Below are 21,179 nucleotides of genomic sequence, written 5' to 3'. Positions count from 1 at the left end.
CCCGCGCCGAAAGGCGTGGGAGGGTGAGGGGGTAGGCGGTCGCCCCACTTCTCCTCCCGTCATTCCCGCCCTTTTGGCGGGAATGACGGGAGTTTGGTGGTGAGAGCGGGCTATTCCCCCAGCCGGTACGCGCACAGCTTGTTGCCGTCGAGATCCCGGAAATAGGCGAAGTACGCCTTGGGCATGCGCTCGCCGGGCTGGCCCTCGCACTTGCCGCCCAGCTCAATGGCCTTGGCGTGGAAGGCGTCGACCTCCTCGCGGGTGTCGAAGTCGAAGCCGCCCATCATGCCGTTGCCGATGCAGGCGGGATTGCCGTCGTACGGCCCCAGCACCCCGAACATGCCCACCCCCTTGCCGCGATAGAGCCGCCCGCCGGACGGGTGCTCGAACAACGGCTTCATGCCGATCGAGCCCAGCAGGGCGTCGTAGAAGGTCTTGGCCTTCTCCAGGTCGTTCGAACCGACGGTCATGTAGCTGATCTTCGCCATGGCGGCCTTCTCCCGTTTTCTTATGAAACGGACGGTGGCGCGGGGTGGCGGCGGGCGTCAAGGGGCGTGGTAATCCCTACTCCGCCACCGGATTTCACCGCACATTCAAGATCGTCATCCCGGGCGGAGGGCCGCGTAGCGGACCGCAGACCCGGGACCCAGGGGTCGGTGCACTGCGGTTGCCCCTGGGTCCCGGCTCTCCGCTTCGCGGAGCCTGTCCTCGGGCGCGCTTCGCGCGACCCGGGGGGCCGGGATGACGAGAATTGAGGGTATGAGGAACCGCTCCCCTACCCGAAATACCCCCGCGCGACCTCCACCTCGGTCAGCCGCCAGACGCCAGCAGCGCCCAGCAGCACGCGGCGCATCTCGACCTCGAAGATCGTCCGCGCGACGTCGCGATCGACCAGGTCGCGCACAGCAGCCTCGAACGGCGCATCCGGCGCGATCGCCCGATGCACCGCCGAGTTCATGACCGCCAGGTCCACCACGCCCTCCAGCGACGCGAAAGCCGCGGCGACCGCCTCCGACCGTTCGAACCAGGTCGCGCAGCCGGAAAAGTCGATCGCCTCCCACAGGGTCAGCATGCGGTCGAAGAGGTCGTCGAAGCGCTCCTCGCGCAGCAGGCCCGCCGGACCTCCCCGGCTCACTGACCCGCGCCGGTCCCCAGCACCTTCTCCAGGAACTGGGTCTCGACCTCGCGGCGGCGGTCGTTGTTGACCTTCTTGAGGAAGCCGTGGCCCTCGTCCTTGAACTGCACGTACCAGGTCGGAACGCCCTTCTCGCGCAGCTTCTCGACCACCTGGTCGGACTCCGACTTCGGCACGCGCGGGTCGTTCCAGCCCTGCATGACCAACATCGGCTTGGTGATCCTGCCCACGTTGTTCAGCGGCGAGATCGTCTCGAAGGCCTTCAGCATCTTGGGGTCGCGCTCGTCGCCGTATTCGACGCGGCGCAGATCCCGGCGATAGGCCTCGGTGTTCTTCAGGAACGAGACGAAATTGCTGATGCCGTAGCGCTCGACGCCGCCGGCCAGGCGGTCGGAATAGTGGGTCATCACCGCCAGCGACATGTAGCCGCCGTAGGATTGGCCGTAGACCACCACGCGGCTGGGATCCAGGTCGGGCTGGGTCTTGATCCAGTCCAGCAGGGCGCCGATGTCCTTGACCGAGTCCTCGCGCTTCTCGGCGTTGTCGAGGTCGAGATAGGTCTTGCCGTAGCCCGACGAGCCGCGAACGTTGGTGACGATCACCGCCGCGCCGAGCTCCGCCACCGTGTGCTGGTGAAAAGCGTTGAACACCGGCCGCGACTGGCCTTCCGGACCGCCGTGGATGTCGATGATCACCGGCGCCTTCTTCCCCGCCGCGAGCTTGGGCTTGTAGACGAAGGCCGGGATCGAGCGCTTGTCGAACGAGGGGAAGCGCACCAACTCGGGCGCGACCAGGGCCGCGGGGTCCAGGCCGCCCAATTCCGAGGCCGTCCAGCGGGTCACCTGGCCGCTCGCCACGTCGAGGCTCCAGGCGTCGCTCGAAGTCGTGGGCGTGGCCAGGGAGAAGCCGATCTTCGAACCGTCGCCCGAGAAGGCCAGGTTCGACACCACCCCGCCCGGAAGCTCAGGCTGCGGCAGGGCGCGACGGGTGCGGAAGTCCTGCACGACCAGCTTCGAATAGCCGTCCTCGTTGACCACATAGGCCAGCACGCGGCCGTCGCCCGACAGCTTGAAGTCCTCGACGTCCCAGGGGCGCTCGCCGGAGACCAGGGTCTTCTTGCCGGTGGCCAGGTCGAACTCGACCAGGCGCATGAAGTCCGAACCCTCGTCCGACAGCATCAGCACCGACTTGCCGCCGGGCGTGAAGACGCCGCCGTCATAGGCGACCTTGCCCTTGGTCGGGTTCAGCTCGGTGGTCTTGCCGGTGGCCACGTCGAGCAGCCAGCGCTTGGACTGGCCGATCGAGAAATAGCGGCCCAGCAGCACGGTCTTGCCGTCGGGCGAGACGTCGATCGGCGAGACCTGGCCCTCGCCCTGGAAGATCACGCGGCGGCCGCCCGGCGCGGCCGGGTCGCGCAGCACGATGTCGTAATTGGCCGAGCCCTTGGCCGCCCGGCTCCAGACCAGCACCTTGCCGTCGCCCGACCAGGCCGGCGACTGGTTGCGGGTCCCGGCTTCCGTCAGCTGGGTCTCCTTGCCCGAGGCGTCGCGGACGAACAGCTGGAACCACTCGTCGCCGCCGGTGTCCTTGGAGAACAAGATTTCTCCGGTCGGGAGGGTGTGAACGCCGCTGACCGGCTCGTCGTGGAAGGTCAGCTGGCTGCGGTCGGCGCCGGGGCCGGCCACCTTGTGGATCTGGTTGGTGTTGCCAAAGCGCGTGACGATCAGCATGCCGCCATCGGCCGCCCAGTCCTGGAAGGCCGCGCTACGGGCGTTCTGGTAGCGCGCCAGGCTCTCGCGGATCGACGGATCGGCGACCGGCACGTTCTCGAGGATCTGATTGCCGATCTCGCGGCGCTCGACGGGGGCGGTCTGGGCCAGGGCGAGGGTGGAGACCGACAGCGCCAGGGCGGCGGTCAGGGCGAGCAGGCGAGGCTTCACGGGCGTCTCCGGTCGATCTAGCAGTTCAGATCCTGGGCCAGATCGCGCCAGCCCGGGTTGGTGCGTTCGATGAGTTCCAGCTTCCAGAGCCGCCGCCATTTCTTCATCTGGCGTTCGCGGATCAGGACGGACTCGCGGGTGTCATGGACCTCGTACCAGACGAGAATGCCGACGTGGTATTTGCGGGTGAAACCCGGCCGGACTTTCTCCTGGTGCTCCCAGATGCGGCGGGCGAGGTCGTCGGTGTGGCCGATGTAGAGCGTACCGTTGCGGCGGCTGGCGACGATGTAGACGTAGAACGCCACAACCTGCCCCCGCTTGAGCGCGCTTACGCGCCATCCCCCACTCCGTAAAATCCCCGCGAAAGCGGGGACCCAGGTGTTTTATCGTCGAGCGCCTCGCGTTTCAGAAAAAGCCTGGGTCCCCGCTTTCGCGGGGATTTTACGGTGAAAAGAACCGAACCCAGAGTTCCCGATCAGACCCGCAGCGGCATCAGCACGTACTTCACGCCCGGATCGACCGGATCCACCACCAGGGTGGGCGAGGCCGGGTCGGCGAAGCGGAACTCGGCCTGCGGGCCGGCGATCTGGCCGCAGACGTCGAGCAGGTAGCGGGCGTTGAAGCCGATCTCGAAGGGCTCGCCGTCGTAGTCGACCTCGACCTCTTCCACGGCCTGGCCGGCTTCCATGTTGCGGACGGTCAGGGTGATGCGGCCCGGCTCGATGGCCAGCTTCACCGAGCGGCTCTTCTCGGCCGAGATGGTGGCCACCCGGTCGACGGCCTTGGCGAAGAGGTCGTTGTCGAGCGTCAGGATCTTGGCGTTGTCCTTGGGGATCACGCGCATGTAGTCGGGGAACGAGCCGTCGATGACCTTGGAGGTCAGGGCGGCGCGGCCGAACTCGAAGCGGACCTTCTGGGGCGAGACCTGCAGGTCGATCGACTCGCCGGCGTCTTCCAGCAGGCGGCGAGCCTCGGCGATGGTCTTGCGCGGCACGATCACGCCCGGCAGGCCGGCCGAGCCCTCGGGGGCCGGCATCTCGGCCAGGGCCAGGCGGTGGCCGTCGGTGGCCACGGCGCGCAGCTTGGTCTCGCCGCCCTCGTTGACCGTGTGCAGGTAGAGGCCGTTCAGATAGTAGCGGGTCTCTTCGGTCGAGATCGCGAAGCGCGTCTTGTCGATCAGGCGCATCAGCTCGTTGACGTCGACGGCGATGCGGCCCGACAGGCCCTCGTTGCTCATCACCGGGAAGTCGCCGGCCGGCAGCACCGGCAGGTTGAAGCGCGAGCGGCCGGTCTGGATGACCAGGCGCGGGTCGTCGCCCGAGAAGCTGAGCGACACGTCCGAGCCGTCGGGCAGCTTGCGGACGATCTCGTACAGGGTGTGGGCCGGGGCGGTGATCTGGCCGGGCACGTCGATCTGGGCCAGGCCCTCGTCGATGATCTCCATGTCGAGATCGGTGGCCGAGAACGAAAGCGTGTCGCCATCCGCCGACAGCAGGATGTTGGACAGGATCGGGATCGTGTTGCGCCGCTCGACGACGCTCTGCACGTGACCCAGCGCCTTCAGCAGCGCCGCCCGCTCGATGGTAAGCTTCATTTCTCGGTCCAGGCTGGACGCGGAACCGTCGTCGTCAAGAGAATCCCCCCGAGCGCCCGCCCCGTCGTCAATGGACCACGGACATTAGCGCAATCCCTGCCTCTGGGAAGAGCCTGCAAGGCCTTTGGCGCAAGCCATGGCTGTGGATCACGGGGGTGGATGTTGAAAACCTGTCCTCTTGATCGGTTTCGGCGATAGCTTATATTGATAATCAATCGCAACTAAGGCTGAAAGCCATGCGCCTCGCCCTGAAGACCGCCACCTACGCCACCATGCACCTGACCGTGGCCATCGCCGTCGCCTACGCCCTGACCCGCGACTGGCGCATCGCGCTCGCGGTGGGGATCGTCGAACCGATGGTCCAGACCGTGGCCTTCAACCTGCATGAGCGGGTGTGGAGCAAGGTGAAGGCCTAGGGCTTTTCCGCCCGCTTCTCCCACTCCGTAAAATCCCCGCGAAAGCGGGGGTTTTACGGAAGGGGGATCGGCGTCCCGAATTCCAACGAAGCCGAAAAAGAAAAGGCCCCCTCCTTTCGGAGAGGGCCTTTTCATCAAGCCTTGGTGTCGAACGACCCGCCCGACTCTTCGCCGGAAGCCGCGTACGGATTGGCGGCGGCGGCCGGTTCGGCCGGGGCCGGGCCGGTGGAGCCCTTGGCGGCGACGGCCACCATGGCCGGGCGCACGAGGCGGCCCAGCAATTCGTAGCCGACCTGCAGCACCGCGACGACGCCGCCGGCGGCGACTTCGTCCGAGGGCTGCTCCATCACCGCCTGGTGCAGGTGGGGATCGAACTTCTCGCCCTTGGTCGGGTCGACCTTCTTGAGGCCGTTGCGCTCGAAGGCCGCCTGCAGCTCCTTCTCGGTCATCTCGACGCCGACGATGAAGTTCTTCACCGCCGCGTCCTGCGAATCACGCGGGCTGGCCGCGGTGGCGCGCGACAGGTTGTCGGCCGCGCCCAAGAGGTCGCGGGCGAACTTCTGGATCGCGTAGGCGCGGGCGTCGTTCATCTCGCGCTCGGCGCGGCGCTTGACGTTCTCGGCCTCGGCCGCATAGCGCAGCGCCTGGTCCTTCATCGCCGCGATCTCGGCCTTCAGGGCCTCGATTTCCTGGGCGGCGTCCTCGGCTTCGAAAGCGACGTCTTCGGCCGGCGTCTGCTCGTCGGTCATTTCCAAACAGTCCTCATCCATCGATCATCCGGCCGAGCACGCGGGCGGTATAGTCCACCAGCGGGATCACCCGGGCATAGTTCAAACGCGTGGGGCCGATCACGCCGATCGCGCCCAGCACCTTCTGTCGCCCCGTCATATAGGGCGCCGCGATCACGGAGGAACCCGAAAGCGAAAAGAGTCGCGTCTCGGCCCCGATGAAGATGCGCACGCCCTCGGCGTCGCGCACGTCGTCGAGCAGGCCGATCAGCTGGCCCTTCTGCTCCAGGTCGTCGAACAGCTGGCGCACCCGCTCCAGGTCCTCGCGGGCGCCGCCCTCGGCCAGCAGGTTGGCGCGGCCGCGCACGATCAGGGCCCGCTCGGCCCCCTCCCCGCCGCCCCAGGCGGCCAGGCCGTCCTCGACCAGGCGCGCGGCGGTCTCGTCCAGCTGGCGGCGGGCCGTCTCCAGCTCGGCGCGGATCTCGTCCTTGGCCTCGGTCAGGGTGCGGCCGCGCAGGCGGGCGTTGAGGAAGTTCGACGCCTCCTGGAAGGCCGAGGGCGTCAGCCCCGCCCCGCCGCGCATCAGCCGGTTCTCGACCGTGCCGTCCTCGAACACCATCACCGCCAGGGTCTGGCCGCCGCCCAGGGAGACGAACTCCACGTGCTTGACCCCGCCTTCGCGCACTGGCGTGACGACGATGCCGGCCCCGCCGGCCAGCCCCGACAGTATGGCCGAGGCCTCGTTCAGCGCCTCCTCGAAGGTGCGGCCCTTGGCGTAGAGGCGGCTTTCGATCTCGCGCCGCTCGTCCTCGCCGACATCGCCGACCTCCAGAAAGCCGTCGACGAACATCCGCAGGCCCGCATGCGTCGGCATCCGCCCGGCGCTGGTGTGCGGGCTGTCGAGCAGACCCAACTGCGCCAGGTCCTGCATGGTGTTGCGGATCGAGGCCGGCGACAGCTGGATGCCGCCACGCGACAGCGTGCGCGAGCCCACCGGCTCGCCGGTCTCCAGATAGGCCTCTACGACCCGGCGAAAGATGTCGCGGGCGCGGGCGTCCAGCTCGGTCAGGCCGGGCGTCCGAGCGATCGGTCCCGGAAAAAGCTGTGTCATGGCCCTCAAATGGGAACGGGGAGATAGGTACGAAAGGCGAAAAAATCGAGCGGGGACTTGGAGGTTCCCGTCCGGGGGAGGATAAGCGGCGCCTTCAACCACGACTAGCCCCCGCCAACCAGACCGGAGTTTCCGCATGCGTCCGTCCGAACGCGCCCCCGACCAACTGCGCGCCGTCACGCTGGAAACCGGCGTCAACCGCTACGCCGAGGGCTCGTGCCTGATCGGCTTTGGCCACACCAAGGTGCTGGTCACCGCCACCGTCGAGGAGAACGTCCCCGGCTGGATGCGCAACAAGGGCGCCGGCTGGGTCACCGCCGAATACGGCATGCTGCCCCGCGCCACCCACACCCGCGGCCGCCGCGAGGCCGCCGCCGGCAAGCAGACCGGCCGCACCCAGGAAATCCAGCGCCTGATCGGCCGCTCTCTGCGCGCCGTGGTCGACCTCAAGGCCCTGGGCGAGCGCCAGATCAGCCTCGACTGCGACGTCATCCAGGCCGACGGCGGCACCCGCACCGCCGCCATCACCGGCGCCTGGGTCGCCCTGCGCCTGGCCACCAACTACCTGCTGGAAGAGGGCGTGCTGAAGGCCGACCCGATCCTGGGCCAGGTGGCCGCCATCTCCTGCGGCGTGTTCAAGGACACCCCGGTCCTCGACCTCGACTACGAGGAAGACAGCAACGCCGAGGCCGACGGCAACTTCGTGCTGACCGGCGGCGGCGAGATCGTCGAGATCCAGGCCACCGGCGAAAAGCGCGGCTTCACCCGCGGCGAGTTCGACACCCTGTTCGGCCTGGCCGAAAAGGGCATCGGCGAGCTGTTCGAATTCCAGCGCGCGGCGATCGGCAAGTAAGGCTTTTGCCCCCGTCCTTGCGGCGGGGGCCTACCGCCAGCGCTCCACCGTCCAGGCCATCGGCCTGGACGGCATCGGCGCCTTGCAGGTCACGCTTCCCACGGCCTTGCCCTTCAGGCTCAGAACGAGTTCGCCCTGGGCGGCGCAGAGCGGACCCGCCGCGTCGAAGGCCGCGTGGACGTCGGTCATGATGTCGTGGCCGGCGACGGCGTCGATGGCCGGATCGCCGTTCAACGCGCCGCACCGATCGCCGGTGTCCAGCTTCAGGGCCTTGGGATCGCCGCCGTAATAGCCGCGATCACCTTTGCAGACCTGATCCAGCACGTGCATCACCAGGGCCTGGCGTTCGGCCTCGCCCGAGCGCGTCGGCGTGATCTTCGCGCCCATCGCCTCCATCGCGCTGGTCAGGCGACTCCAGCGGTCCGGCGCGCCCGGCTGCATCAGCAGGTGCAGCGGCTCGTCGGCGACGCTGTCCGACAATCCCGCCAGGGCGAGCAATCCGGCGCTGTCGTATTGGCCGCCGTTTCGCCCCGCATCGGCGAAGAGCGTTCGCCAGAGATCGAAGACGTCGCGCGATCCCTTCGACGCCTGGCGGACGCGAAGGTCGGCGATCCATTGCACCAGCACGCCGCAATCATAGACGCCGCCGCCGCGCCGCGGCGCATCAGTCGCGAGACCCTTGGCCTTCAAGGTGTTGGCGCAGCCGGTCAGGCGGCCGGCCAAGGCCTCGCCGACCTGGGCTTCGCTCATGGCGCCGGCCTCCCGCGCCGCCAGCAGGGCGGCGTATTCGGCCATGCCTTCGTGCAGCCAGGCCTCCCGGGCCCCGTCCCGCGACCTGAAGGTGCGGCTGTTCCAGAAATGGAAGAACTCGTGATTGACAAACCCGACGGCGCGATCGGCGTCGCCGGCGTCCATCTTGCCGGCCTGGGGACCGAAGAAGCGCAGCGAGGCGACCGGGCCGGCCGTGGTGTCGCCCTGCCAGCCGGGATTGAAGGTCGGAACCAGGGCAATCATGACCGTCGGCTTGCCGCCGAGCTCCACGCTAAGACGCCTCGTATAGTAGGCGGCGGCCTGGCTGGCGGCCTTGGCGACGGCGTCGCGCATGATCGCCGGGGTCTCGGATCCGGCCACGAAGGTCGCCGACCCGGCGGTGATGTCGCCGGCCGGACCGGCATAGACATAGCCGTCGAGCGCAATGCGGTCGCCCGCGCCCGCCGGCGCCGTCACCCAGCCTCTCGGCGACACGACATGGCCCTCCACCACGCCTTCGGCCGCCTTGAAGTAGGGCCCGTAGATCTGCCAGCCGCCGCCGATCGCGGTGAGGGCCGGATAGCGCCGGTCACGGGGCTGGCTGTCGGGCGTGACCAGAACCGAAAAGGTCGAGAAGGCCCCGCCGTCGGCCCGCGACACCACGCCGTTGGCCAGTACGACGCCAGATGTCTGGAGGCGCCAGGTGTCGCCGCGCACGTCCTCGACGGGCTCTTCCAGCGCAAACCGCGTCACCGGCTCAGGCAGGGTGAAGGTCGCCTCGACGCCCTTGGCGCTCGGCTTCAGTTCGAGCCGCACCGGCTCGGCGGCTTGCGCCCTGGCCGCGATCAAAGCGATCGCCGCCACCAGAACACCCACACCCCTACGCATCACGACGCCTGATCCCCCAACGCCCCACGAAGGTCGATCACTACCACCCAGCCGGGATCGCGCACGTACCAAACACGCGACGCCGGCGATGTCGGCCAGGGACGATCCCGGCCGAGCGCGCTTCAGTCCCGCCAGAACCAGACCTCGAATTCGACGCCGTCCTCGACCGCCATCGACCCGTAGCTCTCCCTGGCCTGCTCGGCCGCGGCGTCGGCTCGCGCCGGGAGATCGCCCGCCATGCGGTCCAGGTCGTCGCTGTCGATGTGGAAGCCCCAGTCGGGCCTTGGCGTCGAACCACAGTCGCACGTCGCATCGATGGTCGAAACCGACAGGCCGCGCGATCGGCCAAGCTCGACCAGCGCCATCATCCGCTCGAACGACAGGCGGCCGGAGCCCTTCGCGGTGAGCGCGGCGGTGATGGCGGCTTCCAAGTCGGCATGGATCATGACGCACGCCTACCGCGCCGCCACCACGGTGATCTCCACCGCGTAGCCCGGATCGGCCAGCCGCGCCTCGACCGTCGTGCGGGCCGGCGGGTTTTCGGGATCGACCCAGGCGTCCCAGGCCGCGTTCATCTCGCCGATCTGGCCGATGTCGGCCAGGTGGATAGTGGCGCTGAGCAGGCGCGCCTTGCTGGATCCCGCCTGGGCCAGGGTGTCGTCGATCTGGGCCAGCACTTCCTTCGTCTGCTCCAGCACCGAGCCGCCCACGGTCTCCTCGGCGACGTGGCCCGACAGGAACACCACGCCGTTGAAGACCACCGCGTCGCTCCACCGCGCCGCCTTGCCGATACGTTCGATCATTTTCGGGTCTTTCTCATGTCTCCCTTCCCCCTCGATGGGGGAAGGGTCGGGGATGGGGGTGACCTGCTGAGCGAGCCGCGGCGCACGGCCGCCGCCGCACCACCACCACCACCACCACCACCACCCCTGCCCCTCCCCCATCAAGGGGGAGGGGTCAAGACGTCGCCTAACCCAGCGCCCGGGTCGTCCAGTCCACGATCTGCGGCGCGCTCATCAGGCCGGCCTGGCGGGCGACCACCGCGTTGTCGCGGAACAGGATCAGGGCCGGGATGCCGCTGACGCCCAGGGCCGAGGCCGGCGCGGGATGGGCCTCGGAGTTCAGCTTCAGCAGGCGCACGCGGGGCTCAAGCTTGCCGGCGGCGGCGGCGTAGTTCGGCGCCATGGCCCGGCACGGCCCGCACCACGGGGCCCAGACGTCGAGCAGCACGGCCGCGCCCTGCGTCAAGCGGCGATGGCGGTCGAGGCCGGCGGCGTCGACCTCGATAGGCGTCGCGGTGAACAGGGCGCTCTTGCAGCGCCCGCACTTGCCGGCCGCGGGATCGCGCTCTTGCGGCAGGCGGTTGGCCGCCCCGCAGGATGGACAGACGATTTGCATGGGCAGCAGGTGTGGCGCGGCGGCCCTCGCCGCAAGGGCCGCCTTTAGGTCGGATAGACGTTCACCAGCCCGAGCTCATTTTTCACCGAGCATCCCCGCGAAGGCGGGGACCCAAGCCGAGGCGGGGATCGATCCACGGTCGCGCCTCATCCTGAAAATCAGCTTGGGTCCCCGCCTTCGCGGGGAAACACGGATTTGAAGGTCGCGAACAACTGGATGTCGATCCGCCTTCAGTCCTCGTCGTGGCCCTCGCCCGGCCCGTGCTCGAAGGTCATCAGGTCGCCCGGCTGGCAATTGAGCTCGCGGCACAGGGCGTCGAGGGTGGAGAAGCGGATGGCCCGCGCCTTACCGGTCTTCAGGATCGACAGGTTGGCGATGGTCACCCCGACGCGGTCGGACAGCTCGGTCAGCGACATGCGGCGTTCCAGCAGCACGCGGTCGAGATTGACGCGGATGGACATGGCGAGACGAACTCCGCGCTCAGATGGTCAGTTCGGCTTCGCGACGAAGGCGCGCGCCCTCGCGGAACACCTCGGCCAGGACGAACACCACCAGCACCGAGAACCAGGCGTTGAGGGTGAAGGAGCCGTCGACGACCTTCTCGCCGTCGATCAGCACCCGGGTCAGGGCGGCGAACACATAGCGCCCGACCTCCAGGGCCGCCAGTATGCCGCCCACCACCCGCAGGCGGCGCACGTTCTCGGGATGGAACGGGTCCCCTAAGGTCATGGTGGCGAAGATCTTGCGCAGTCGCTCGACGATGGCCATCCAGCCGCCCGACATCAGCGCCCAACCGGCCAGGGCGGCGGCCGATCCCGGACCGTTCTTGGCCAGGGGCTCGGCCAGCTCGCTGGGCAGGATCGAGGTCAGCAGGTCGGTGTTGAAGCTCAGCAGCAGCACCAGGATGGTCACCAGGGCCAGCAGGCTGACCCAGATCCACAGCACATAGTAGCTGACGTCGAGAATGATCTTCAGGAAGCTCGATACCGAGCCCGGCCCCAAGGCGCGCATGGGCTTTTGTCCCCACCTATGCTCTGGCGACTCGCTCTCAGGCGGTCGCCGGATTGAAGTCTAGAGCGAGTGGGCGAGGAACGTCACGGCCGAGATCGGCAGGCCCGCGATCAGCGCCACGGTCGCCAGGCGGAAGGCCGAGGTTTCCAGCAGGCTGAACAGGCGGGGCAAGGTCATCAGGGCGGTTCCAGGCGGGGGGACGGAGAAGCCTTTCTCCGATGACGCCAGGATCGCCGATCGGCGGCCAGCGAACAATGTCGCTTATCGATAAACGATATTAAACTTTCGCAATGATCGGGCCTTGCGGCGAGGGTCCGCCGGGGGTCTAACGGGCCGTCTTTTGTCGAGGAGCCGCGCGATGACCCTGAAACTGATCAACGGCCAGAAGATCGTCGCCGCCACCCACAATCCGGGCAAGGCCAAGGAGCTGGCCGCCCTGCTCGACGGCCGTTTCGAAGTGCTGGCCGCCGGCGCCCTGGGCCTGCCCGAGCCGGACGAGACCGAGACGACCTTCGTCGGCAACGCCCTGCTCAAGGCCCGCCACGCCGCCGACCTGTCGGGCGAGGTGTCGCTGGCCGACGACTCGGGCCTGTCGGTCGCCGCCCTGGACGGCGCGCCCGGCATCTATTCGGCCCGCTGGGCCGGCCCGACCAAGGACTTCGCCCTGGCCATGGACAAGGTCGCCGAGCGCGTCGAGGAGACGGGCTCCGAAGACCTCGCCGCCTGGTTCACCTGCGCGCTGGCCGTGGCCTGGCCGAACGGTGGCCCGGCCGTGGTGGTGCAGGGCGAGGTGCATGGGACCCTGGTGTTCCCGCCGCGCGGCGACAAGGGCTTCGGCTACGACCCGATCTTCATCCCCACCGGCCACGACCTGACCTTCGGCGAGATGGAGCAGGCCGCCAAGGACGCCATGAGCCACCGCGCCGTGGCCTTCGAGAAGCTGAAGGCTGCGCTGTTTGAGTGATCTCGGCCCTCTACCTTCTTCTCCGCGTATCCCCGCGAAGGCGGGGATCCAAGCTGACGCTCCAGAGGGGGCCCGGCGTGGAAGCTTCACCGCCGAAATCCATTCGGCGCCTCGGCTTGGATCCCCGCCTTCGCGGGGATGCTCGGTCTAGGGGGACGGGATAGTGGAAAACCTCCCCCCTCTAGGCCTCTACATCCACTGGCCCTACTGCGCCCGCATCTGCCCCTATTGCGACTTCAACGTCGTGCGCGACCGGGGGCGGACCGACGAGCAGGCGGCGCTGGCCGACGCCATCGTCGCCGACATGACCGCTCAGCGCGCCCTGACCGGACCGCGCCGCCTGCTGTCGATCTTCTTCGGCGGCGGCACGCCCTCGCTGATGGATCCGGCCGCCGTCGCCCGCGTCATCGCGACCGCCAAGGCCCTGTGGAGCCCGGCCGACGACCTGGAGATCAGCCTCGAGGCCAATCCCACCGACGCCGAGGCCGGCCGCTTCGAGGCGCTGGCGCAGGCGGGCGTGGCGCGGCTGTCGCTGGGCGTCCAGGCGCTGGACGACGCCTCGCTGAAGCTTCTGGGTCGCAACCACGACGCCGGCTCGGCCAGGCGCGCCGTCGCCACGGCCGCGCGCCTCTTCCCGCGCCTGTCGGTCGATTTGATCTACGCCCGTCCCGGCCAGACCGACGCCGCCTGGCGCGAGGAACTCGCCGAGATGCTGGCCTACGGTCCCGAGCACGTCTCGCCCTACCAGCTGACCATCGAGGCCGGCACCGCCTTCGACCGCGCCGTCGGCCGCGGCAAGATCGTCCCGCCCGACGAGGACCTGGCCGCCCAGCTGTTCGAAACGACGCAAGAGGTGCTGGAGGCCGCCGGCTTCGACGCCTACGAGGTCTCCAACCACGCCCGGGGCCCGGCCGCCCGCTCGCGCCACAACCTCGTCTACTGGCGCGGCGTCGACTATGTCGGCGTCGGCCCCGGCGCCCACGGCCGCCTCACCCTGCCTTCGGGCAAGCTCGCCACCACCGCCCAGGCGAAGATCAGCGACTACATCGCCGCCGTCGCCCGCGACGGGACCGGCTTCGAGCGCGAAGACCTTACCGCCGTCGAGGCCGCCGAGGAGCGCCTGCTGCTGGGCCTGCGCATCGACGACGGCGTAGCCTTTGCCGAGATGGCCGCCCTCGACCTTTCGGCGGACACGCCCAAGGTGAAATCGCTGGTCGAGTCCGGGCTTCTGGTCGATGACCCTGATCGTCTGCGCGCCACGCGTCAGGGCAGGCTCGTGCTCGACCGGCTTACGGGCATGCTGGCGACCTGATAACTGTTCGCGACACCTTCTCCGGGGCAGCGCCCCACACAAGGATAGTTCCGCGTCTTGAGCCGTCTGCTTCCCCCGCCCGTCCTGTCCGACGCCCCCCTCGCGCCCGGCCTCTATCTCGTGGCCACGCCGATCGGGAACCTGCGCGACATCACCCTGCGGGCGCTCGACGTGTTGGCCGCCTGCGACCTGCTGCTGGCCGAGGACACCCGCGTCACCGGCAAGCTGCTGTCGGCCTATTCCATCAAGACCAAACTCGAACGCCACGACGAGCACGTGGCCGAGCGCGCCATCCCCGCCATCCTGGAGCGGCTGGAGGCCGGCGAGCGCGTGGCCCTGGTCTCGGACGCCGGCACGCCGATGGTCTCCGACCCCGGCTACCGCCTGGCCCGCGAGGCGATCGCGGCCGGTCATCCGGTGTTCCCGATCCCCGGCGCTTCCGCCGCCCTTGCGGCGCTCACCCTGGCCGGCCTGCCCACCGACCGCTTCCTGTTCGCCGGCTTCCCGCCGCCCAAGAGCGGCGCGCGCAAGACCTTCCTCGAGGAATTCGCCAACGTCCGCGCCACCCTGATCTTCTTCGAAGGCGCCTCGCGGGTGGACGACACCCTGGCCGACATGGCCGCCGTGTTCGGCGCCGATCGTCCGGGCGCGGTGTGCCGTGAACTGACCAAGCTCTACGAGACCTGCGTGCGCGGCCCGCTGGGCGAGCTGGCCGTCGACCCCCGCTTCGAGGCCCCCAAGGGCGAGATCGTCATCCTGGTGGGTCCCGGCGAGGAGAAGGCCGCCAGCGCTGACGACGCCGAGGCCGCCCTGCGCGAGGCCATGACCCGCCTGCCTCTGGGCGAAGCCGCCTCCGAGGTCGCCAAGGCGCTGGGCCTGTCGCGCAAGGATCTCTACCGCCAGGCCCTGGCCCTGAAGGAGGCTGGATGACGGCCGGTCCCTTCCGCGACATCCGCAGCGCACGCGGCGCGGCCGCCCGACGCTCCGGCCGCCGGGCCGAAGCCATCGCCGCCGCCTGGCTGATGCTGAAGGGCTACCGCATTCTCGGCTTCCGCCTGGCCACCCGCGCGGGCGAGATCGACATCCTGGCGCAACGCGGACGCGTCTTGATCGTTGTCGAGGTCAAGAGCCGGACGAGCCTGGAGGCGGCGCTGGAGGCGGTGAGCTTCGAACAACGGATGCGCCTGCGTCGCGCGGGCGCGCTGGCCGCGGCCTCGCGCGCCGGGCTGAAGGGCATGGCCGTGCGCCTGGACCTGCTGGCGATGTCGCCCGGCCGCCCGCCTCGCCACGTCCCCGACGCCTGGCCCGATGACGGGAGGGGCTGGGCATGACGCGCGACGAAGCCGAGGAAATCCTCACCCGCGCCGGCGAGCACGACGACGACGGCTTCCCGCTGTTCGAGGCGGCCACGGCCTGCGCCGTGCACGACGATCCCGACCGCGACGAGCAGCCGGCCCTCGACCTGGCCCGCTCGGCCGTCGAGCGCCTGAAGAGCCGCCTGAAATCGGAGTCGCCCGAGGAGGCCATCGCCGAGACCATGGCCGGCGACCTGCGCCTGACCGGCGACCTGCTGACCTACGACCACCCCGACAACGCCGACGTCATCGCCATCGCCGAGCGCCGCAAGGGCCTGCCGGTGGCACTGGGCGTGTTCTACATCCACGCCGCCCGCGAGGCCGGGCTGGAGGTGTTCGGCGTCGACTTCCCCGGCCACTTCCTGCTGCGCATCGAGACCGACGAGGGGCCGCTGGCGCTGGATCCGTTCAGCGAGGGCCGGGTGGTGCTGCCGTCGGAACTGTCGCGCCGGGCCCTGCGCACCGGCCTGATGCCCGACGTCGCGGCAAGGCTCGACCAGCTGATGGCCCCGATCTCCGACCGCGCCGTGCTGATCCGCCTGCAGAACAACATCTTCGCCCGCGCCCAGCAGGCCCGCGACTGGGCCCGCGCCGAGCGCTCGGCCCTGCGCCGCGCCCTGCTCGACCCCACCGACCACCACCCCTGGCTCGACGTCGCCGCCGCCCGCGAAGGCCAGGGCGCCCTGGCCGGGGCGCTGCAGGCGCTATCGCGCGCCCAGACGCTGGATGGGGGAGCAACCATCGCGGCCAGAGCCGCACGCGAACGCGTGCGGCTCAGACTTAACTGAGAGAGGCGGCGCGGGAACGCGTGCGGCTGCGGCTCAGCTAATCGCCGGGCCTGTCGTACCAGGCATTGAGAGAGCGCCTCAGCTTGGCGGCGTTCCGGAGGCCGGGATAGGGCCAGATCGGCCGCTGCCCGTTGGAGCCGGGATAGTAGCGCCAGCCGGTCAGGCGCGGCGCCGGCCCCATCGAACGGATTTCGTCGCGACCGACGCTGCGCGGCACGATGACTTCGTATCCGGACGGATCCTCCGACGATCGGAAGAAGGCGTGCGCCTGAGCCGCCGTCATCTCGGTCAGTTCGTGGTTGTAGTGTCCGAGCAGCACCGCCTCGCCGTCGTCGATGACGAAGAACACGGCCGTGCAGGCCTTGCTGTTGCGGCGCAGCTCGCGCGCCCACTGGAAGGTGCGGGCGTGGTCGGGAACCACCGGCACGCAGAACACCCCGCGCGGTCCATGCCAGGATTGCGACGCCTTCAGGCCCGACCGCCGGATGGCGGCGACAGTCCGGCTGTCGGCGATGTGTACGAAACGGGCCACGGCGCCTCCGGTTGATCGCTCCGCCGCGCCTGTAGCCACTCCTGCGCGCCGAGGAAAGCTTCGACGCCCCGGGTTCTCCCCCTCGCATTCGTCGCCGGGCGGCCCTAACTAGGCAGTCGCCGGCCAGGGCCGCGCCAACACCGGAGTCGTCATGTCGCTGAGAGTCGCCGTCCAGATGGATCCCGTCCTGGGGATCAACATCGACACCGACACCACCTTCCTGATGATGATGGAGGCCAAGATCCGCGGCCATAAGCTGTGGTTCTACACGCCCGACAAGCTTTCCCTGGAGGACGGCCGCGTCTTCGCCCGCGCCCAGCCGCTGGAGGTGTTCGCCGATAAGGGCGCGCACGCCAAGCTCGGCGAGACCGTCGTGCTCGACATGAAGGACGACGTCGACGTGGTGCTGATGCGCCAGGATCCGCCGTTCGACATGGCCTACATCACCGCGACCTACTTCCTCGAGAAGGTCCACCCCCACACCCTGGTGGTGAACAACCCGGCCGAGGTGCGCAACGCGCCCGAAAAGCTGTTCGTCACCGACTTCCCCGGCGTGCAGCCGCCGACCCTGATCACCTCCGACCACGAGGCGATCTACGACTTCCGCGCCCGTCACGGCGACATCGTCCTGAAGCCCCTCTACGGCGGCGGCGGCTCGGGCGTGGCCCGTCTGCTGGCGGACGATCCCAATCTCGACGCCCTGCTCGAACTGCACGCCATGATCAGCCGCGAGCAGGTCATCGCCCAGAAGTTCGTCCCGGCCGTCAGCAAGGGCGACAAGCGCGTGCTGCTGGTCGACGGCGAGCCGGTCGGCGCCATCAACCGCGTGCCGGCCGCCGGCCAGGTGCGCTCGAACCTGCGCGTCGGCGGCCGCGCCGAGGCCGTCGAGCTGACCGCCCGCGACAAGGAACTGTGCGCCATCATCGGCCCAGAACTGAAGAAGCGCGGCCTGCTGTTCGTCGGCATCGACGTGATCGGCGACTACCTGACCGAGATCAACGTCACCTCGCCCACCGGCGCGCAGCAGTTGAAGCGGTTCAGCGGAATCGACGCCGCCGCGATCCTCTGGGATCGGATCGAAGTCATCCGATCAACCTCTGCTTGAACAAGTGTCGCTAGTATACTGAATCGTCACACTTTCTCAAAACGTTCGATTTTTGTTCTTGCTCCGAACCGGTCCCCATGCTGGACTTGTGGATAACTAGGACAAAAACCGGGGGATCGGGATGGCGGCCAAGGTCGTCACGGTGGCGTTCGAGGGCGTCGAGGCGCGTCGCGTCGACGTCGAGGTGCAGCTGACCGGCGGTCAGGTCGCCTTCGCCGTCGTCGGCCTGGCCGACAAGGCCGTGGCCGAAAGCCGCGAGCGCGTGCGGGGCGCCTTCGCCGGTCTCGGGCTGTCGATGCCGGGCAAGCGCATCGTCGCCAACCTGGCCCCCGCCGACCTGCCCAAGGAGGGCACGCACTACGACCTGCCGATCGCCCTGGCGGTGCTGGCGGTGATGGGCGTGGTCCCGGCCGACGCGCTGGACGGCTGGGCGGCCATGGGCGAGCTGTCGCTGGACGGCCGCATCGTCGCCTGCGCCGGCGCCCTGCCCGCGGCCATGGCGGCCGGAGCCATGGATCTGGGCCTCATCTGCCCCGAGGCCTGCGGGCCGGAAGCCGCCTGGGCCGGCGGCACGCGGATCCTGGCGCCGCGCTCTCTGGTGGCCTTGATCAACCACTTCCGGGGCAGCCAGATCCTCGGCGCGCCCTCCCCCGGCCCGGTGGTCGAGGGCGAGCGCGCGAAAGACCTGCGCGACGTCAAAGGCCAGGAGCAGGGCAAGCGGGCGCTGGAGATCGCCGCGGCCGGCGGCCACAATCTGCTGTTCGTCGGCCCGCCCGGCTCGGGCAAGTCGATGCTGGCCCAGCGCCTGCCAGGCCTGTTGCCGCCGCTGACCTCGGGCGAGCTGCTGGAGACCTCGATGGTCCATTCGGTGGCCGGGCTGATCGCCAAGGGCACGCTCACCCGCGCCCGCCCCTTCCGCAGCCCCCACCACAGCGCCAGCATGGCCGCCCTCACCGGCGGCGGGCTGAAGGCCAAGCCGGGCGAGGTCTCGCTGGCCCATAACGGCGTGCTGTTCCTCGATGAACTGCCCGAATTCGGCGCGATTATGGAGCAAACGCACCTAGCCAGAGGTTGCCCCTTTCCCGCTTTGCGCAGCAGGAAAGGAGCGGCAGAATCTTTAGCTGTCGCTCTCCGCTATAGTGTTCGCACGCCTCTCAGCGAGGGCTCGTTCCCTTCCTTTTGCGGCGCTGGTGATACGATCGGTGTAAGGGATGCCGGCGAGGCGATACGCGTCCGAGAGGCGCCCGAATATCTTCGTGTAGGTGTGTTCCGACGGGATGCAGGGGTCAGCATCGACAAGCTTGGCGCTGATCCGTCCGTTCGTTTCGTAGCAGTGGCGCAGGCCTGCAAGCAGCGTGCTCCGCTTTATGTGGATCGCAGGGCGCCGGATTCGAGTCCATTCCTCGCGGTTTAATCCGACCAAGCGATATGCAGCATCCAGGCTGCCAAAGTGCTTTCTGTAGGTATTCGGGTGAGCCATGTACGGCTCCCTCTTGATCAGGGCATACGTGATCCTGCCATGCTTTTCCTTGAGCCGGCGAAGGTCCCGGAGAAGCTTACGGTCATCCAGGATTGCCGCTTGGCCGTGCGGGCTGGTCGCACGCGCCGCCTTTACAATCTCCGGGTCGACGAGCGGCGGGAAGACCTGGACCTGAACCCACTCTTCGCGGGGGTTCTGCACCCAACGCTCCTTCAAACGCGTGGAGGTGCGATTGAAGGTCACCATTCCCAGGACCCAGTCGCGGTAGATCACCCCGTAGACGAGACCATAGGTCCAAGCCTTTCCGCGCACCGCCGGAATGCCCTCCCGGTTCAGCACGTCTGCAATCCGTTGGCAGCTTCGTTTCCGCAGATACAGGCGGAAGATGCGGTTGATGACGTCGATCTCATGCTTTGGACCCGGTACTGGCAGGATGCGGTCCGACCGCATTGGCTTCCATTGCCCTTGCTCCAAGATGCCCTTGGGATTTCCGGCCTCGTCCACCAGCATGCGGCGGACGCCATAAGGCACGATGCCGCCCTGGAGGAAGCCCATTGAGGCGTAGCGCATTTGCGCCGCTGCCACCTTCACTGATAGCTCGCGGCTGTACTCGGCCGCCATCACCCGTTTGAGCTGCTTGATGATGCTCGCCGTCGCGCTTCCATCCTGTTCGAATGGCTCCTGGACGTAGTGGACGGTGACGCCGGCAGACTTACAAAGCCACTCGTAGTGACTGCTCTGGTCGGTATCCTGGAACCGTCCCCATCGGCTGATGTCGAGAACCAAGATGGCGTTGAAGTTCGCGGTGCCCGACACAGCGTCTGCGAGCAGCCTTTTCAGGCCGTCACGACCCTTGAGCGTCAGGCCACTCTTGCCCGCGTCCACATAGGTCTCGACGATCTCGTAACCTCGCTCAGCGGCATATCGAGCAATAGCGTGGCGCTGGTTGTCGGGCGAGTAGCGCTGATGCTCGGTCGACATTCGAAGGTACTGCGCCGCGCGGAGGTATTGCGCCGCGCGGATAGGCGGGCTCGCTTTAGACGTCGATGACATGGGAACTCCGTCAAAAACGGAGGGTACGATCAGACCCGCGTCCAAATGGGAAGGTCGTGAAAAGTCATGTTTTTCGAAAACATATCTTCTGAAGATGTATCGACGATCAACTTGGCGTGAGAGAGTATGCGAGTTGTCTCGCGTGCCCATGGACGTCCACGCTGATTACGACCTGCTTGCAATTTCGTTTTCGACGGCGCGGAGATTTTCAGCCAGCAAATCGATTAGCTTCGCCCACTGGGGGCTCGGGTTGCTCCGGCTCTGCTGACCCACGAAGGCCTCCAAATCCTCAATATGTTGCTTTGCGCGCATCAAATCGGGGAGATCATAATTCGAGAGTTTCATTGAAAAGCTCACTAACCTTAGGGTGTGTGAACCATAGATTCTCGCTAAAGATTAAGTCTTCATTCTCATCATCGGTAGGATGAAGCACGCGCAATTCCTCCTTGCCGCCGAGCGCAAGTACGCCCTCGCCTTGGGGCATTATGAGATAGCCGAGCAAGCAGCCGAAGTGGTGGTGGGGCTGCGAGCGCTGGAGGCGGCCGATCACCGGATCACTGCCAAGAAGGCGAAACTCAAGGCCGAGATGGAGCGGATCGCTGGCTCGATCCGCCGGCTATGTGATCCCGAGTGGACCCCGTACCATATTCGCCCGCTCCGGCTTCGGAATAGGACGCGGCGTGTCGGCGATATTTCGAAGCGGGCTTACGCCGTGTTGCGTGAGGCGACCGCTCCGCTCAGTAGCCGGGAGATGGCGGATATCGTT

22 protein-coding genes and 2 pseudogenes are annotated in these 21,179 nt (G+C 68.1%); 9 read left to right on the top strand and 15 right to left on the bottom strand.

Annotated elements, in window-relative coordinates; translation table 11 throughout:
• Nucleotides 1-110: 110 nt before the first annotated feature.
• The 5 genes from AC2YHT_RS15425 to dnaN all read right to left on the bottom strand — a co-directional run bounded on the left by AC2YHT_RS15425 (nucleotide 111) and on the right by dnaN (nucleotide 4,669).
• On the bottom strand, nucleotides 111-488 hold the full coding sequence (locus AC2YHT_RS15425; RefSeq protein ID WP_487290665.1) for a VOC family protein: 378 nt from the start codon (nucleotides 486-488) through the stop codon (nucleotides 111-113).
• Between the two features lie 287 nt (nucleotides 489-775).
• The gene (locus AC2YHT_RS15420; protein ID WP_487290664.1) at nucleotides 776-1,135 is read right to left on the bottom strand and encodes a hypothetical protein; all 360 of its coding nucleotides are present in this window, start codon (nucleotides 1,133-1,135) and stop codon (nucleotides 776-778) included.
• Nucleotides 1,132-3,075, bottom strand: a complete 1,944-nt coding sequence (locus AC2YHT_RS15415) for a S9 family peptidase (RefSeq protein ID WP_487290663.1) — start codon at nucleotides 3,073-3,075, stop codon at nucleotides 1,132-1,134. Before AC2YHT_RS15415 ends, AC2YHT_RS15420 begins: the two co-directional genes overlap by 4 nt.
• Nucleotides 3,076-3,092: 17 nt before the next feature.
• Complete coding sequence (locus AC2YHT_RS15410; protein WP_487290662.1) at nucleotides 3,093-3,380, bottom strand: GIY-YIG nuclease family protein; 288 nt, start codon at nucleotides 3,378-3,380, stop codon at nucleotides 3,093-3,095.
• Nucleotides 3,381-3,550: 170 nt separating this feature from the next.
• The gene (dnaN, locus tag AC2YHT_RS15405; protein WP_110120418.1) at nucleotides 3,551-4,669 is read right to left on the bottom strand and encodes a DNA polymerase III subunit beta; all 1,119 of its coding nucleotides are present in this window, start codon (nucleotides 4,667-4,669) and stop codon (nucleotides 3,551-3,553) included.
• Between the two features lie 236 nt (nucleotides 4,670-4,905).
• Here dnaN and AC2YHT_RS15400 point away from each other — a divergent pair.
• Nucleotides 4,906-5,073, top strand: a pseudogene (locus AC2YHT_RS15400) (DUF2061 domain-containing protein); the annotation flags it as partial.
• A gap of 146 nt (nucleotides 5,074-5,219) precedes the next feature.
• Here AC2YHT_RS15400 and grpE read toward each other — a convergent pair.
• Both grpE and hrcA read right to left on the bottom strand, forming a co-directional pair.
• Nucleotides 5,220-5,834, bottom strand: coding sequence for a nucleotide exchange factor GrpE (grpE, locus tag AC2YHT_RS15395; protein WP_487290661.1), 615 nt, complete (start codon nucleotides 5,832-5,834; stop codon nucleotides 5,220-5,222).
• Nucleotides 5,835-5,847: 13 nt separating this feature from the next.
• Entirely contained in the window at nucleotides 5,848-6,924 is a 1,077-nt protein-coding gene (gene hrcA, locus AC2YHT_RS15390; RefSeq protein WP_110120421.1) for a heat-inducible transcriptional repressor HrcA, read from the bottom strand.
• Nucleotides 6,925-7,060: 136 nt separating this feature from the next.
• Here hrcA and rph point away from each other — a divergent pair, with 136 nt between their 5' ends.
• Nucleotides 7,061-7,777: a ribonuclease PH gene (gene rph, locus AC2YHT_RS15385; RefSeq protein ID WP_110120422.1), complete on the top strand. Its 717-nt coding sequence runs from the start codon at nucleotides 7,061-7,063 to the stop codon at nucleotides 7,775-7,777.
• Between the two features lie 30 nt (nucleotides 7,778-7,807).
• Here rph and AC2YHT_RS15380 read toward each other — a convergent pair whose 3' ends face one another.
• The 6 genes from AC2YHT_RS15380 to AC2YHT_RS15355 form a co-directional block, all read right to left on the bottom strand.
• A complete protein-coding gene (locus tag AC2YHT_RS15380; RefSeq protein ID WP_487290660.1) occupies nucleotides 7,808-9,415 on the bottom strand; it encodes a M61 family metallopeptidase in 1,608 nt (535 codons plus the stop codon).
• 122 nt (nucleotides 9,416-9,537) lie between these two features.
• A complete protein-coding gene (locus AC2YHT_RS15375; RefSeq protein ID WP_487290659.1) occupies nucleotides 9,538-9,861 on the bottom strand; it encodes a hypothetical protein in 324 nt (107 codons plus the stop codon).
• 9 nt (nucleotides 9,862-9,870) lie between these two features.
• Complete coding sequence (locus tag AC2YHT_RS15370; protein WP_487290658.1) at nucleotides 9,871-10,218, bottom strand: RidA family protein; 348 nt, start codon at nucleotides 10,216-10,218, stop codon at nucleotides 9,871-9,873.
• Nucleotides 10,219-10,384: 166 nt separating this feature from the next.
• Nucleotides 10,385-10,813 carry a thioredoxin domain-containing protein gene (locus AC2YHT_RS15365; RefSeq protein WP_487290657.1) on the bottom strand — a complete coding sequence of 143 codons (429 nt, stop codon included), beginning with the start codon at nucleotides 10,811-10,813 and terminating at the stop codon, nucleotides 10,385-10,387.
• A gap of 230 nt (nucleotides 10,814-11,043) precedes the next feature.
• Nucleotides 11,044-11,274, bottom strand: a complete 231-nt coding sequence (locus tag AC2YHT_RS15360) for a helix-turn-helix domain-containing protein (RefSeq protein WP_110120425.1) — start codon at nucleotides 11,272-11,274, stop codon at nucleotides 11,044-11,046.
• A 19-nt stretch (nucleotides 11,275-11,293) separates the two neighbouring features.
• On the bottom strand, nucleotides 11,294-11,824 hold the full coding sequence (locus AC2YHT_RS15355; protein ID WP_110120426.1) for a DUF2975 domain-containing protein: 531 nt from the start codon (nucleotides 11,822-11,824) through the stop codon (nucleotides 11,294-11,296).
• 358 nt (nucleotides 11,825-12,182) lie between these two features.
• On the opposite strand from AC2YHT_RS15355, the gene rdgB reads away from it, so the two are divergent.
• The 5 genes from rdgB to AC2YHT_RS15330 all read left to right on the top strand — a co-directional run bounded on the left by rdgB (nucleotide 12,183) and on the right by AC2YHT_RS15330 (nucleotide 16,243).
• A complete protein-coding gene (gene rdgB / locus AC2YHT_RS15350) occupies nucleotides 12,183-12,788 on the top strand; it encodes an RdgB/HAM1 family non-canonical purine NTP pyrophosphatase (protein ID WP_487290656.1) in 606 nt (201 codons plus the stop codon).
• Between the two features lie 160 nt (nucleotides 12,789-12,948).
• Nucleotides 12,949-14,100, top strand: coding sequence for a radical SAM family heme chaperone HemW (hemW, locus tag AC2YHT_RS15345; RefSeq protein ID WP_487290731.1), 1,152 nt, complete (start codon nucleotides 12,949-12,951; stop codon nucleotides 14,098-14,100).
• Nucleotides 14,101-14,157: 57 nt separating this feature from the next.
• Nucleotides 14,158-15,030 (top strand): 16S rRNA (cytidine(1402)-2'-O)-methyltransferase, encoded by an 873-nt coding sequence (rsmI, locus tag AC2YHT_RS15340; protein ID WP_487290655.1) that lies wholly within the window; start codon nucleotides 14,158-14,160, stop codon nucleotides 15,028-15,030.
• A complete protein-coding gene (locus AC2YHT_RS15335; protein ID WP_110133211.1) occupies nucleotides 15,027-15,431 on the top strand; it encodes a YraN family protein in 405 nt (134 codons plus the stop codon). The genes rsmI and AC2YHT_RS15335 overlap by 4 nt, the downstream gene beginning before the upstream one ends.
• Nucleotides 15,428-16,243 (top strand): SirB1 family protein, encoded by an 816-nt coding sequence (locus tag AC2YHT_RS15330; RefSeq protein WP_487290654.1) that lies wholly within the window; start codon nucleotides 15,428-15,430, stop codon nucleotides 16,241-16,243. Before AC2YHT_RS15335 ends, AC2YHT_RS15330 begins: the two co-directional genes overlap by 4 nt.
• A gap of 37 nt (nucleotides 16,244-16,280) precedes the next feature.
• On the opposite strand, the gene AC2YHT_RS15325 is transcribed toward AC2YHT_RS15330, so the two are convergent.
• Nucleotides 16,281-16,775 carry a hypothetical protein gene (locus AC2YHT_RS15325; protein WP_487290653.1) on the bottom strand — a complete coding sequence of 165 codons (495 nt, stop codon included), beginning with the start codon at nucleotides 16,773-16,775 and terminating at the stop codon, nucleotides 16,281-16,283.
• 151 nt (nucleotides 16,776-16,926) lie between these two features.
• On the opposite strand from AC2YHT_RS15325, the gene gshB reads away from it, so the two are divergent.
• On the top strand, nucleotides 16,927-17,880 hold the full coding sequence (gene gshB / locus AC2YHT_RS15320; RefSeq protein WP_487290652.1) for a glutathione synthase: 954 nt from the start codon (nucleotides 16,927-16,929) through the stop codon (nucleotides 17,878-17,880).
• Nucleotides 17,881-18,001: 121 nt separating this feature from the next.
• A pseudogene (locus AC2YHT_RS15315) lies at nucleotides 18,002-19,072 on the top strand (YifB family Mg chelatase-like AAA ATPase); the annotation flags it as partial.
• Here AC2YHT_RS15315 and AC2YHT_RS15310 read toward each other — a convergent pair.
• Nucleotides 18,998-20,413 carry a recombinase family protein gene (locus tag AC2YHT_RS15310; RefSeq protein ID WP_487290651.1) on the bottom strand — a complete coding sequence of 472 codons (1,416 nt, stop codon included), beginning with the start codon at nucleotides 20,411-20,413 and terminating at the stop codon, nucleotides 18,998-19,000. The pseudogene AC2YHT_RS15315 and the gene AC2YHT_RS15310 overlap by 75 nt on opposite strands.
• Nucleotides 20,414-21,179: the final 766 nt, after the last annotated feature.

The organism is Caulobacter sp. SRI_008 (genome assembly GCF_057586355.1).
Note: the sequence above shows the minus strand (reverse complement) of the source record. Positions and strands in the feature narration are given on the sequence as shown.

Coding starts and splice junctions, on each gene's coding strand:
- AC2YHT_RS15425 (WP_487290665.1), bottom strand. CDS start 488: ATGGCGAAGATCAGCTACATGACCGTCGGTTCGAACGACCTGGAGAAG.
- dnaN (WP_110120418.1), bottom strand. CDS start 4,669: ATGAAGCTTACCATCGAGCGGGCGGCGCTGCTGAAGGCGCTGGGTCAC.
- grpE (WP_487290661.1), bottom strand. CDS start 5,834: ATGACCGACGAGCAGACGCCGGCCGAAGACGTCGCTTTCGAAGCCGAG.
- hrcA (WP_110120421.1), bottom strand. CDS start 6,924: ATGACACAGCTTTTTCCGGGACCGATCGCTCGGACGCCCGGCCTGACC.
- rph (WP_110120422.1), top strand. CDS start 7,061: ATGCGTCCGTCCGAACGCGCCCCCGACCAACTGCGCGCCGTCACGCTG.
- AC2YHT_RS15380 (WP_487290660.1), bottom strand. CDS start 9,415: ATGCGTAGGGGTGTGGGTGTTCTGGTGGCGGCGATCGCTTTGATCGCG.
- AC2YHT_RS15375 (WP_487290659.1), bottom strand. CDS start 9,861: ATGATCCATGCCGACTTGGAAGCCGCCATCACCGCCGCGCTCACCGCG.
- AC2YHT_RS15370 (WP_487290658.1), bottom strand. CDS start 10,218: ATGATCGAACGTATCGGCAAGGCGGCGCGGTGGAGCGACGCGGTGGTC.
- AC2YHT_RS15365 (WP_487290657.1), bottom strand. CDS start 10,813: ATGCAAATCGTCTGTCCATCCTGCGGGGCGGCCAACCGCCTGCCGCAA.
- AC2YHT_RS15360 (WP_110120425.1), bottom strand. CDS start 11,274: ATGTCCATCCGCGTCAATCTCGACCGCGTGCTGCTGGAACGCCGCATG.
- AC2YHT_RS15355 (WP_110120426.1), bottom strand. CDS start 11,824: ATGCGCGCCTTGGGGCCGGGCTCGGTATCGAGCTTCCTGAAGATCATT.
- rdgB (WP_487290656.1), top strand. CDS start 12,183: ATGACCCTGAAACTGATCAACGGCCAGAAGATCGTCGCCGCCACCCAC.
- AC2YHT_RS15335 (WP_110133211.1), top strand. CDS start 15,027: ATGACGGCCGGTCCCTTCCGCGACATCCGCAGCGCACGCGGCGCGGCC.
- AC2YHT_RS15330 (WP_487290654.1), top strand. CDS start 15,428: ATGACGCGCGACGAAGCCGAGGAAATCCTCACCCGCGCCGGCGAGCAC.
- gshB (WP_487290652.1), top strand. CDS start 16,927: ATGTCGCTGAGAGTCGCCGTCCAGATGGATCCCGTCCTGGGGATCAAC.
- AC2YHT_RS15310 (WP_487290651.1), bottom strand. CDS start 20,413: ATGTCATCGACGTCTAAAGCGAGCCCGCCTATCCGCGCGGCGCAATAC.